Annotated in this window: 11 protein-coding genes and 1 pseudogene; 11 read left to right on the plus strand and 1 reads right to left on the minus strand. The window is 57.5% G+C overall.

Annotated elements, in window-relative coordinates:
• Nucleotides 1-26: 26 nt before the first annotated feature.
• From VB144_04785 to VB144_04795, 3 genes are all read left to right on the plus strand, one after another.
• Nucleotides 27-944 carry a hypothetical protein gene (locus VB144_04785; protein MEA4882974.1) on the plus strand — a complete coding sequence of 306 codons (918 nt, stop codon included), beginning with the start codon at nt 27-29 and terminating at the stop codon, nt 942-944.
• A gap of 335 nt (nt 945-1,279) precedes the next feature.
• Nucleotides 1,280-1,675, plus strand: a complete 396-nt coding sequence (locus tag VB144_04790; protein ID MEA4882975.1) for a hypothetical protein — start codon at nt 1,280-1,282, stop codon at nt 1,673-1,675.
• A 66-nt stretch (nt 1,676-1,741) separates the two neighbouring features.
• Nucleotides 1,742-2,995 (plus strand): hypothetical protein, encoded by a 1,254-nt coding sequence (locus tag VB144_04795; protein MEA4882976.1) that lies wholly within the window; start codon nt 1,742-1,744, stop codon nt 2,993-2,995.
• Nucleotides 2,996-3,797: 802 nt separating this feature from the next.
• Here the strand turns inward: VB144_04795 and VB144_04800 are convergent.
• Nucleotides 3,798-4,808 (minus strand): annotated as a pseudogene (locus VB144_04800) (IS256 family transposase).
• 247 nt (nt 4,809-5,055) lie between these two features.
• On the opposite strand from VB144_04800, the gene VB144_04805 reads away from it, so the two are divergent.
• Genes VB144_04805 through VB144_04840 form a run of 8 tightly spaced genes read left to right on the plus strand, consistent with a single transcriptional unit; the run spans nt 5,056 to nt 12,725 of the window.
• Nucleotides 5,056-6,609 carry an ABC transporter substrate-binding protein gene (locus VB144_04805; protein ID MEA4882977.1) on the plus strand — a complete coding sequence of 518 codons (1,554 nt, stop codon included), beginning with the start codon at nt 5,056-5,058 and terminating at the stop codon, nt 6,607-6,609.
• Nucleotides 6,610-6,665: 56 nt separating this feature from the next.
• Nucleotides 6,666-7,598 (plus strand): ABC transporter permease, encoded by a 933-nt coding sequence (locus tag VB144_04810; protein ID MEA4882978.1) that lies wholly within the window; start codon nt 6,666-6,668, stop codon nt 7,596-7,598.
• A complete protein-coding gene (locus VB144_04815; GenBank protein ID MEA4882979.1) occupies nt 7,549-8,445 on the plus strand; it encodes an ABC transporter permease in 897 nt (298 codons plus the stop codon). Before VB144_04810 ends, VB144_04815 begins: the two co-directional genes overlap by 50 nt.
• Nucleotides 8,446-8,497: 52 nt before the next feature.
• On the plus strand, nt 8,498-9,256 hold the full coding sequence (locus VB144_04820; protein ID MEA4882980.1) for a GntR family transcriptional regulator: 759 nt from the start codon (nt 8,498-8,500) through the stop codon (nt 9,254-9,256).
• A gap of 28 nt (nt 9,257-9,284) precedes the next feature.
• Nucleotides 9,285-9,911: an RraA family protein gene (locus VB144_04825; protein ID MEA4882981.1), complete on the plus strand. Its 627-nt coding sequence runs from the start codon at nt 9,285-9,287 to the stop codon at nt 9,909-9,911.
• 49 nt (nt 9,912-9,960) lie between these two features.
• Nucleotides 9,961-10,599, plus strand: a complete 639-nt coding sequence (locus VB144_04830; protein ID MEA4882982.1) for a hypothetical protein — start codon at nt 9,961-9,963, stop codon at nt 10,597-10,599.
• Nucleotides 10,596-12,011, plus strand: a complete 1,416-nt coding sequence (locus VB144_04835; GenBank protein ID MEA4882983.1) for a M20/M25/M40 family metallo-hydrolase — start codon at nt 10,596-10,598, stop codon at nt 12,009-12,011. The genes VB144_04830 and VB144_04835 overlap by 4 nt, the downstream gene beginning before the upstream one ends.
• A 27-nt stretch (nt 12,012-12,038) precedes the next feature.
• Entirely contained in the window at nt 12,039-12,725 is a 687-nt protein-coding gene (locus VB144_04840; protein MEA4882984.1) for a hypothetical protein, read from the plus strand.
• Nucleotides 12,726-12,743 lie beyond the last annotated feature (18 nt).

A 12,743-nucleotide genomic window follows, 5' to 3' on the forward strand; every position in this document is an offset into this window, starting at 1 on the left:
GCTAGGCACACTGAAGGTGAACGCACATGGGAAACGAGATATCAGAGGTCACACGCCGCTCCATTGTTGATTATCTAGTTGCGTCAGGTGTCGATTGGTCAGGTCGGCTACGGGAAGATGACTTCCTTGCCCGACTCTACGATCTGACACAGCTCTCGTCGGACGATTATCCGATGGGCAATGCAGCTGACGATATTTGGCAGCATCGTGTCAATTGGCGAGATTGGGGCGACGACTGGGTGTTCCGTGATAGTCGTTTTGACCTTCTTCGCGCATCGGATGAAGAGTTTCTGCGCTTTCTCTGTGAGACCGCGCATCCGGTGGTTCGACTGAATGTCGAGGAAGCGCTTGATCTTGCTGAGGAGTACAACCATGAACTTGCTGCCGACGGCTGGTCGCTCGTTGAGAGAAAGAAGATTTCCGGCAAACCGGTCTTCGTTCCGCAGAGGCTCGGCCATCGAATGAAGGTGTTCCCCGAGCCTACCGGATGGCAGAAGGTTGACCGCCAGCTGCAAGAAATGCGATTGCGGCTCGACACGGCTGAAACAGAGGAGCAGTACCAGGCGGTGGGACTTCTCTGTCGTGAAGTCCTGATCACCGTTGCACAGGAAGTCTACGATTCGCGCCGGCACGCGTCACCGGACGGCATGGCCCCAAGCGATACCGATTCTGCGCGGATGCTGGAAGCATTCTTCAGTGGCGAGCTCAAGGGATCTCCGAACGAAGAGGCCCGAGCGCACGCGAAAGCCGCGCTTCGCCTTGCACTTGCTCTGCAACACAAGAGGTCTGCCGACTATCGGATGGCCGCGCTCTGCGCTGAGGCAACGTCATCCGTTGTCAACATACTTGCTGTGCTCGGCGGGCGTCGCGGAAGATCCATGTGGGGTGATGACAAAGCGTCTAGCAGGCGTATCCAGAGGACGGGAAAGGGCGGGTGGTACTGATGGAGCCAACGGTGGCCGTTGATACGCAATGGCGTTAGGTGGAGTGTCGCGCGAAGGGGGTGGCGCTAGGTGCTTCCAGAGGGACTGCGTGGCCCCGGCAAGACTATGGCTTGGGCCTCACCGGAGTCTTTTCTTGAGGAGAACTCGCGCTGGTACCCGCGTCTAGATCCGAACTTCATTCTGCAGATGTGCTTCGAGATGCCCGACCACATTGATGGCCTCTTCCCGCGTTTTTAACCGTTGTGTCATGATGCTGTACGGATCACATCAACGGCAGGGTGGGTATATGATCACGTCCGATAAACGCAGATACGTAATATGGAGGTGATTATCAGGTGATCTACGTAGGTCATTTCTCATTTTCGAATGATGGTGCACAGGGTTCAGGCGAGAATGAAGCACATCACGGCTATTTTACAGCCGTCAACGAAGCCGAGAGTGTTGAAGAGGCCATTGAAAGATTTGCAGTACTAATTCGTCGGTTGCATCAGGAAGATGATATGTTTACAGGGGTTGATGAGGTATTTCTGGACGCTTGCGTTGAATGCCGTGAGATTCCCGAGTCTGGGTTTTTAGCCCACTTCGTGCAGTGGACTGGTACGGAAGTCGGCAGTATTTCCACGGCGATTCGGGGGGCTACCGACGAGCAAGCAGTCGCCTATCATATCGTGTCCGATGAGGAGAGCGATGAGGACGGAGGCACCGTAGAAGCATTCGTAGTATTTGACTAAAAAACACTGCAGTAATGTCGCACGCGTCAAATGGCCTCCACGTATCTATGCGGTGAGGGCTCAGATATGCTTTTGTCGTCAGCGGCCTATTCTGCCGGCTTCAACTTCAGCCTGGACTGGCTGCTCCGCAATGTAACCACGGTCATAGCGGGGGATGCGCTATTCTCAACCCTGCGCAGGGTGGACGAGCCTACTTTCCAGAAAGGACTCGATAGAACAGAGCACGCTGTGGATTACCTTCTCAATCTGATCTCCAGTCGCCTAGGTCTAGACCACGACGCTGTTCTTGGCGGCAGATATGCGTTGCCAGTGATGACGAGATACGTTGATACCCGCGGCAGCAGACTCCTGGATCACCGCGAACAAGGCAAGCTGCTCTATTGGTATGTTCACTCTTTCCTGTGGGGACGTTTTACGAGTTCCGTTGAATCCACTCTCAATCAGGACCTCCACCTCATAGATAGTTCGCCTGAAAGCATCGATCGCCTGATTGAGCAGTTGCGCCGATCACGAGGAGAACTCTTGGTTAGGCCTGAGGACTTCGATGCCTGGAGCCTTGGAGCTAGGTTCTACCCGATGCTCTACCTTATGACCAGAACTTGCCGCTCGAAAGACTGGGGAACAGGCAATGAGCTGTCCGCTCACCTTCTGGGCAGGGGCAGTGTCCTCAACGTCCACCACGTGTTCCCAGAGTCCGTTCTCTACGAGGCCGGCTATTCACGCCCCGAGGTCAATGCCATCGCTAACTTCTGTTTCCAGACACAAGAGACGAATCTCGCTCTCAGCGATAGGGCGCCTGAGATCTACTTCTATGAAGTGAAGCAGAAACAGCCTGGCGCCCTTGAATCCCAGTGGATACCCATGGACGAGGACCTTTGGAAGCTAAGCAACTACCGTCAGTTCCTGGCAACTCGCCGTGAACTGCTCGCGGATGCTGCGAATCGTCTCCTGGGATCACTATTCGCCGGTGAGATAGGCCTTTCTGATCTGACAAGCCTGCCGCAGGCGCCAGCCACCACCGAGCAAATGCTGGCCGATCCCGAACTCATAGATCTGAGGAACTGGCTCGAGGAGCGCGGTATGCCGATGCCGGAGTTTCATTGCGAGGTTGTAGATCCCAAGTCCGACGATTTCGTAGCCAGTGTCGATGCGGCATGGACTAGTGGGGTTCAGTCGGAGCTTAGTGAACCAGTTGCATTGATTTTGGACGATATGCAGAAGGTGGCAGCGCCGCTCAGTCAGCTTGGATACAGGTTGTTCACAAGTATCGAAGAACTTCAGTTCTACCTTGCAGATACCTTGAACGGTGATCACAGATGAAAGTGTGCTAAAGGCACTCGGCCCAAGCACCTATCGCATCAGCTTCATCTGTTCTTGGAGTAGGTGCAGCTATGAAAGATAGCGCCCCTGGTGGACTCTCCGCTCTCATCATGGCAGTGCTGGCGTTGAGAGCATCTAGTGGACTAGCTCGCACGAGGTCTCAGGGTAAGGCGTTGGGGCATCGGCTGGGTGGTGCACAATCATCTCAGGCATAGCAAGCGTATCCAGCGTACGGGGTGGAGACGTGGTGTTTCTTTCGGTAGCTGGGAGCGCCGCCGCTGATACGCAAGGACGTTAGGTCGACCAGACCTTTCGGACGATGGGGATTGTTCATGTCAGTCTTCATCTCATATTCGTGGGACGACGATGCTCATCAGGAGTGGGTACGCTCGCTTGCTGAACGCCTGCGATCTGACGGAGTGGATGTGACTCTAGATCGTTGGGAAACCGTCCCTGGAGATCAGTTGCCGGAATTCATGGAGCGGGCCATCCGCGAGAATGATTTTGCCATCATTATCTGCACGCCTCGGTATAAGGCTGGTCACGTCTTCTTAAGTGGTGTAAATCGCTTCTGCGATTCTCCTCGGAGTCGATCCTCGCTAGTCTCCTCCGGTCGGTTTGTGTGTACAGTTTGCCTATTCGTCAGATACGGAAACGCGGACAGCAATGCCTCGGCCGGTGGGCGCCGCCCCGCAAGGAGCCGCATAGGGGGCTCCTTGCGGGCGGCGGCGCTGTGTAGAGCGAGACTCATACGATCGTGTTCAGCCTGCCTAAAGGCAACTATCTCGACTCGATCAAGGGTCTACTCCACTGGGGGCAGCGCCACAGCTGCATCGACTGGCGGCAGCAGCTTGCCCATGGATTCCTGGCTGAAATACCTGCGCAGTACGATCCATTCATCGTTCTGCGCTATCATCACCGATCCAAGAAGCCTGAGCGCTGAATCGGCGTTAGGGAAAATGCCTGCTACGTTCGCGCGGCGCTTGATCTCCTTGTTCAGCCTCTCAAGAGGGTTTGTTGAGTGAGTCTGACTGTGGTGTTCCTTTGGAAACGCCATGTACGCTAGGATATCGTCTTCGCATGCGCAGAGCATTTGCGCTACCTTGGGAAACCTACCTTCCAGGGTAACCGCAACTTGCCGGAACTGAGCCTTGGCGGTCGCCTGGTCGGGTTGAGCGAGTATCGTCCGGATGTAGGCTGCAACCATTTGCTGCGCGGCCCGGGGCACACGGGCAAGCGCGTTGCGCATGAAATGCACCGTGCACCTTTGTCACGACGCCCCTAGGAAAGCCTTCTGTATCGCTTTCTTCAGTCCTTCGTGGGCATCGCTTGTCACAAGCTTCACTCCGCTAAGCCCGCGAGATACCAGGCCTTTTGGGAACTCATGCCAGAACGCCTCGGTTTCGCAAGGCCCTATGGCGAAACCGAGAATCTCACGATCCCCGGTCATCTTGACGCCGAGCGCTATCACCAGAGCCTTGCTTACGACGCGATGATCGGACCTCACCTTCAGATACGTCGCATCCAGCCATAGGTACGGGTAGGGCCACTCAAGCGGCCTGCTGAGAAAGAGGTTGACCTCCCCGTCCAGTTCCCTGGCGATCCGCGAAACCTCGCTCTTGTCAATGCCGTCCAAGCCCAGAGCCTTAACGAGTTCGTCCACCTTTCGAGTGCTGACCCCGTGAACGTACGCCTCCTGGACTACTGACAGGATAGCCTTCTCCGTCATTCTCCGGGGCTCCAGGAAGCTTGGAAAGAACGTTCCCTCCCTGAGCTTGGGTATCCTCAGGTCCAGCTCGCCCACTCGCGTCTCCAATGGCCGATCTATCTGTTGCTATGCGCATTGTTTGCCTACGAGGTGTCGAAGACGGGGCTCATCCCCTTTGCATGTCGAACGGCACTGCTTCTCGGCCTCGTTGTCTGCGCCTTCATGTCCGTACAAAAACATCGCACGGGCCCAGAAGGAACCGGGCAAGAGACGTCGAAGTATAAAGTATGTTCGGACATAGGTGTTATCAGGTCCAGACAAATGCGGTCTTACGAAAGGAGCTGACGCGTTCATGTACCTACACAAGTTCACGGGGAAGATGCCGAAGAGTATGATGATGCTTGTCCTTGTGTGCGTGCTGTCTATGTGCCTTGGCCCCATGACGAATACTGTTGTCGGGGCTCCTGGCAAGGCTGGTGTTTCCGAAGCGGTAATCGCACAGGGAGCGGATGCGGTGACGCTCGACCCGCAGAAGCAGTCGGACACGGATACAGGCAACGTCTGCAACAGCATCTACGACCCGGTGCTTCTGCGCGATCACGACATGTCTATTCGACCTGCGTTGGCGACGGACTACAAGAGGATAAGCGCTACTGAGTGGGAGTTGAACCTCCGCCGAGATGTGAAGTTCCATAACGGCGAGCCTTTCAATTCGGAAACCGTCAAGTTCACCTTCGATCGGGTCAAGGATCCTGCTACTCGGGCACTTGCGGCCTCGTACTTCTCATCGATCCTGAAGTGCGATGTTGTAGGTCCCTACACAGTCCGTTTCACCACGGACGGGCCGGATCCGATCTTTTTGGCACGCATGACCAACCTGCTTGTCGTACCTCCTAAGTACATCAAGGAGAAGGGCGACGACTACTTCGGTCGAAACCCTGTTGGAACAGGCCCATACCGTTTCGTGCAATGGGTTCGCGATGATAGAGTAGTAGTGGTAGCATACGATCAGTATTTCCGCGGAAAGCCCGCAGTTGACCGGATTACCTGGAAGGCCGTGCCAGAGATGGCCACCAGAATAGCAGGTCTGCAGAGCGGCGAGATAGACCTTGTGCAGGCGATCCCTGCCGATCAGGTAGGGGTGCTCAAGGCTTCGCGCAATGTCACCGTTGTGACGACGCCTTGCGCGCAGATCCAGATGCTCAACTTCAACATCGATGCTCCGCCGGCGGACAATAAGTACTTCCGACTGGCTGTAGCCCACGCTGTTGACCCCAGACCCATCGTAGAGGGCCTGATGAGCAACCACGCAACCGTTCTGGATATCCCGATTGCAGACGTCATTCCCAACGCTCCGAAGGGAATCAAGCGACTGCCTTACGATCCGGCAAAGGCCAAGGAGTACCTTGCCGAGGCGGGTTATCCTTCAGGTGTCTCCGTGGAGATGATCTGTCAGAATGGCAAGTACCCAATGGACAAGGAGATCGCTCAGGTTCTGGCCCAGCAGCTCAGCCAGGTGGGTATCAGAGTCACCCTGAAACCCACCGAATTTGGGCAATTCCAAACGCTAGTCAAGACCAGGAAGATATCGCCCATCTACACCAGCGGAGGAAACAACGTCTGGTTCGACGCCGATCCCCAGGTGACAGCATTCTACGCCAGCAATGGGCCGATATCGACCTACTCCAACAAGACCCTAGACGATCTGGTCATCAAGGGAAGGACAAGCCTTGACGCCAAGGAGAGACTGGCCATATACGAGAAGGCGTACACCATGGTGCGCGACGAAGCCGCGGGCATAGGGATCATCCAGTATACGCTGCTTTCGGCGATCAGCAACAAGGTGAGCTGGGCTCCTCGACCTGACGGGCGTATTAGGGCTTACGAGATAGGCCTGAGCAAGTAGTATGGACTCCTCAGTAACAAGAATTGAGTCGGTGGCGTGATAGGGAGGGTCATCGGGTGTTCAGATACGTAGCAAAGCGCATTTTATTTGCCGCACTCACGATCCTGGGTGTAGTAACGATTGTGTTCGTTCTGCAGCGAACAACCGGTGATCCTATTGCCACCCTGCTCCCGCCTGACGTTCCGCTGGAGGAGCAGGCTAAGTTGCGGTCGGCGCTCGGCCTTGATCAGCCGATCCACGTGCAGTATGGCAAGTTCCTTGCAGGCTTAGTAGGGGGCGATCTTGGGTACTCCTACCGGCAGGGCGCTCCCGCCCTCGGCTTGGTGCTGGAGCGCGTCCCGTCAACATTCAAGCTCGCGTTTGCAGGAATGCTCGTTGCAACAGCTATAGGAATACCCGCAGGCGTACTGGCTGCAGTGTATCGTGGTACTGTTGGTGATCGTATCGTAATGTCACTGGCTCTGGTTGGGCAGGCAATGCCGGTCTACTGGACCGGCATCCTGCTCATCCTGTTATTCTCAGTCAGATTGCGCTGGCTTCCGGTGATCAGCGACGGCGGATTCGTGTCGATGATCATGCCGGCGTTGGCTGTGGGCGGATACTCAGCTGCCCGAATAGCGCGTATGACTCGCTCGAGTATGCTGGAAGTGCTTCGAACGGACTATGTGAGAACTGCACGCAGCAAAGGCCTGCGTAACAATGTGGTCATAGTGGAACACGCTCTCAGGAATGCCCTGATTCCCATCGTGACGGTGCTAGGCATGGAATTCGGGAGCCTTATGGGAGGATCGGTGATTGTGGAAAGCGTGTTCGCGTGGCCGGGCGTAGGGCGGCTGGCGGTGAACGCGATCATGGGCCGCGATTACCCTGTTGTCCAGGCCGTGGTTGTGGTGGTGTCAGCCATCTTCGTGCTGATAAACTTAGGAGTTGATCTGACATATGGCCTCTTGGATCCGCGCATTAGTATCGCGAACACCACAAAGCGCTGACGCTGAGGGCGGGTCGCAGCGCCGGGATCTGAGCGGCGTTGTCGGAGTAGCGATAGTGCTCATCGTGGCGCTATTGGCGGCATTCGCTCCATTTGCGGCGCCACACGATCCGAACGCCCAGGACCTCCTAGGGCGGCTAAAGCCTCCGGGGTGGCGGTCGCCATACACCGGGGACCGGTTTCTTCTCGGCACCGATCATCTGGGGCGCGATGTGCTCAGCCGGATCATCTACGGCTCGCGAGTATCGCTCCTTGTGGGCATTGTGAGTGTAGCGGTAACAGCTGCATTGGGCACGCTGCTTGGGTTGGCGGCAGGTTACTACCGCGGCGTCACCGAGACTATTATCATGAGATGTGTGGATCTCGTCATGAGCCTGCCCTTTATGCTTCTGGCCCTTGCAGTGATCGGCATAACAGGCCCTGGCCTCCAGAATTTGATTCTGGTTGTCGCACTGACGAGGTGGGCGCGCTATACTCGGGTGATCTACGGGCAGACACTGAGCTATGCGCAGAAGGAGTTCGTGGAAGCGGCGCAGGCCCTAGGCAGCTCGAACTCGCGCATTCTGCTCCATCACATGCTTCCCAACCTGTTGCCCAGCACAATAGTGTTGGCTACTTTGGACCTTGGGTTCGTGATCATTCTCGAATCGGGTCTGAGCTTTCTGGGGCTCGGAGTGCCGCCCACTATCTCCACGTGGGGCACGATGCTGGCGGACGGTCGCGCCTATCTGAACAATGCGTGGTGGATGGGCACTTTTCCGGGCCTCGCGATAATGGTTACGGTCCTCGGGTTCAACTTGCTGGGAGACTGGACACGAGATCGAATGGACCCCACACTAAGGGTCTGAGTAGCTGGCTGGCAGGCATGTCGGTCTGAAGGAGACGGGGGGGGATTCCACTGTGAGCAGCGATCCTTTTTCGCTCACCCCACTATCCAAGGAGTCAAAACTTCCACTTTATCACCAGTTAGCGGATCAGCTGCGCGAGGCGGTGCGTCACGGCACATTCGGCGCCGATGAGCCGATACCTAGGGAACTCGATATCGCAAGGTCACTCCGGGTCAGCCGTAGCGTAGTGCGGCAGGCCATTCTCCAGCTAGTTCAGGAGGGTTACCTGCGCAGGGTGCCCGGGCGAGGCACGTTCGCGCAGAATTCCCCGCTGGAATACGACCTGCTTGGCTTCTACAACTTCAAAAAGGAAGTTGAAAGGCAGAGCCAGACACTGAACATACGGCTAGTCGCGTTCGAGATGCTCCCTGTGGACCCCCTAAATGAAGCGCTTTTCGGTGTGGGACCTGATGATAAGATATGCGGCATCTGGCGGACTCTGCTTGTCGGAGGAAATCCGGTTCTGCTTGAGAGGACCACAGTCCCAGCATCCAGAGTGCCCGGCTTGACAGAGGGGGATGTGCGCGAAGGCGGGTTCTTCGATCTGTTTACCAGCTATGGACTGAAATTGGCGCGCGCGCGCCGCTACATGGAGCCGAGGCTGGCCGACGCGTTTGAAAGCCAGGAGTTGGGGTTGCGCCCGGGGACGCCGGTTCTCGTCATCGATCGATACACGTATGGTCCAGGCGAGGGACCCGTGCTGGTGCGGTGCGTATGGACAGTTCGCGGCGATCGCTGCCGACATTATATCAACACAGAGACCAGTATATGATGATGATTCAACCCAGGGAGATGTGATGATGATAGAACACTATGCCTCGGCCAATGCGAGCGACGCTCTTAACAAGACAAACACCATGGATGCGGCGATCAAAAGTGTCAACCCAGGCAAGAGAGTCGCGGGGCGGGCCTATACCGTCGACTGCTATCCGGGAAGCATTATCACATGTCACAAGGCGCTCGGTGAGGTGAAGCCAGGGCAGATTCTAGTGATCAACGGCCATGGCGATCCGAGCGGCGCCATGTGGGGCGGCCTGATGAGCCTCGAGGCCATCCAGCGCGGCGTGGCCGGGGTAATCGTAGACGGGGCTGTGCGCGACGTAAACACCATTCGCGAACTGGGCTTGCCCGTTTTTGCAGGGCATGTCACTCCATGCGTGGGCTCCAATCGGACTGTGGGATCGACCGGGAACCCCATAGTGTGTGGAGGCGTGATCGTGCGAACCGGCGACCTTATCATTGCGGACGACGATGGAGTAGTAGTAGTGCCTGAAGAGCGGATCGAAGAGGTGCTCCGGCGCGTCGCCGCCATAGTCGAAAAGGAGAAGGACATAGCCGAGAAGGTCCGTTCGGGCGCCCACATAGCCGACTTGATCGGCATGAGCGATGCCATCGCTGCAGCGGGCGCTGCGAGCAAGGGCAAGTGACGAGGTGCAGGCGGAAGGCAGGAGGCACTGTAGGCAGGAGGGACCGTAGTTGATAGAGGTTGGACCCGATTTCGAGAGAGTGGATGCAGAACTGGTTGACGCTTACCGGCGCACTACGCCTGCGACTGTAGGTCACGTGCTGGATCACGGTTTCGCTGACCCGTGCTTGAGGCCGGTATATCGCGGAGCAAGGGTTTTCGGAAGCGCCTTTACGGTTCAGATAGAGTCGAACGATATCGCTGCCATAAGCAAGGCCTATGAGCTCGCTAAGCCTGGAGACGCGCTTGTCGTGGCTGCCGTCGGCGATTCCGGATTTGCGTGCGCAGGCGAGATGAGCACTTTCAAATCCATCAGGCTGGGCATTGCTGGGCTAGTAGTGGACGGGAGCGTGACTGACATCAGGGAGATGGAGGCCATGGAGTTCCCGTGCTTCGCCAGGCACATAACTCCGCTGGTGGGGCGGCGCATAGGCGAGAAGGGTTTCGTTCGGAAGCCGGTTACCGTGGGAGGGATACTCGTTCACCCCGGTGACCTTGTGTTTGCGGACGACAACGGTGTGGTGTTTCTCGATCCGGCGGAGGCAGCTGCGATTATTGGCGAGCTGCTCGAAAAGGAGCAAAAAGAGGCTGAACTCCGGCAGATCTTCTGGAGGGAGAGGGGAATGGCGGTTCCGGTGATCTACAGTTGACCGAAGCATTGACCCAGCGACTGGCCGAGCAATTGGCCCAGATAGACCGGGATTTCGACCGACACGTCGGCGAGGTTCAGCGATTCATGCGTCAACCCAGCGTGAGCGCGGATAGCTGGGGAATCCGAGAGATGGCATCTATGGTGGCCGACAAGATCCGCTCGCTTGGCGCGGAGTGCTCTCTGGTAGAGACCGATAGGCACCCGATAGTGTACGGATACCTCGACGCCGGCGCAGACAAGACCATCATCTTCTACGAGCTGTACGATGTGCAGCCGGCCCACGAGGCCGGCTGGATAGTCCCGCCGTTCAGCGCTGAGATCGTCGATCTCGCGGGGTACGGGCCGTCCGTAGTGGGCCGGGGCGCCGCCAACAGCAAGGGTTGCCTAGTTGGGTTCCTAAACACCTTGGAGGCCATCCAAAGATCAGGGTACAAGATTCCAGTCAATGTTATCTTCGTGGTCGAAGGCGAAGAGGAGATAGGCAGCCCGAACCTTCCGGGATTCGTCCGTGAGCACGCTGCTCGGCTGCAGTCGGCGGAGTGCGTCTACCAGCCGTACTTCGGCGAAAACGCCTCCGGCACTACCATCGTCTATCTGGGCTTTAAGGGTATGGTCTGCCTGGAGCTGACGTGCGAAGGCGGTGACTGGGGCGGGCCGCGCGAGCGTGATGTGCACGCGATGCATTCGGCTTGGATCGGCAGCCCTGCGTGGCGGCTTGTGCAGGCGTTGGCCAGCATGAAAGGGATGAGGGATGCCTCTGAGACCACTACAATCCCCGATTTCGCGCGCTCGGTGAGGCCTCCGACCCCAGAGGAAGCCAGCCTACTTGATGACCTCAAAGACAGCTTCGATGAGGCAGTGGTTCTGCGAGAGCAGGGCGGCGCGAAGCGTTTCAAGTGGGCGCGGCTCGGCGGAGTGGAGCTGCTGAAGAAGTATCTGTACGAGCCAAGCGTTAACCTCAACGGGATAGCCAGCGGCTATTCCAGTGCAGGCACGATACTGCCGCGCCAGGCCAAGGCTAGGCTGGATATGCGTCTGGTTCCCGACATGGAGCCGTCACAAGTTGTCGACTCCGTCCGCAAGCATCTGTGCGATCAAGGCTATGAGGATATCAAAGTGGATGTCATGCAAGCGTACCCTCCGTCTCAGAGCTCGCTGGCCGAGTGCCCGGCGGATGCTCTGGTCCGTTCAGCGCGCCAGCTGGCGCCGGGACCTGTGCAGGTATGGCCGCGGTCGGCGGGCGCGGCGCCGCACTACCTGTTCACGAAGGGGCTGGGCGTACCGCTGGCATTCGGCGGTCTGGGCCACGGGGGCAAATCGCACAGCGCCAACGAGTACATAGTAGTCGAGGGGCTGCGCCGCCACGAACGGGGGATATGCGGATTCCTCTACACACTCGCTTCGCTATGATCAGACGATCAGAGGAGTGACAGACAAGTGGAACGCCACGAATTGTACGGAGTAGTGAATGAAGAGATCGTTCGTCCTGATCCGGCAGTAGTCGAGCAGTTCAGGAGGCACGATGTGGCCAAGATAGGCGATGCCATGGCAGCCCATGGGATTATGCACCACGAGATCAAGCCCATCTATCCCGGTGTGAAAGTGGTCGGCTCGGCAGTCACGGTGCTAACTCGGCCCGGAGATGCTCTGTTCATCCAGAAGGTAGCCGATGTGGCGCAAGCGGGGGACGTGATCGTCGTGGACGCGGGTGGGGGCAAAGACGCTGCGGTGATCGGCGAGCGCATCTCCTACTATATGCTCTCCAGAGGCATTCGGGGGATTGTGGTGGATGGCGCTGTGCGCGACAAGGCGGGCATTTTGGAAGTCGGGTTTCCCACATTCGCAAGGGCCGTTACTCCCCGGATCTACGGCACGCTGGGTCCCGGCGCCATAAACGTTCCGATTCAGTGCGGCGGGGTCTGTGTCAATCCGGGCGACTTGGTCGTCGGGGACGACGACGGTGTAGTTGTGGTTCCACGGGAGGACATCAAGCGCGTGCTTGAACTATCCGACCTACACCTTGCCGGCGAACTGGAGCGGCTGGAGCGCGTGAAGCGCGGAGAGAAGCTGTCAGTGATCAACAACTGCGACCAGAAGATCGCCCGGTGGAGAGAGACCAACTAGGCGGCGAGCGAGGGGATA

This window comes from Clostridia bacterium (assembly GCA_034926675.1).
Lineage (GTDB): Bacteria > Bacillota > DTU025 > DTU025 > DTU025 > JAYFQW01.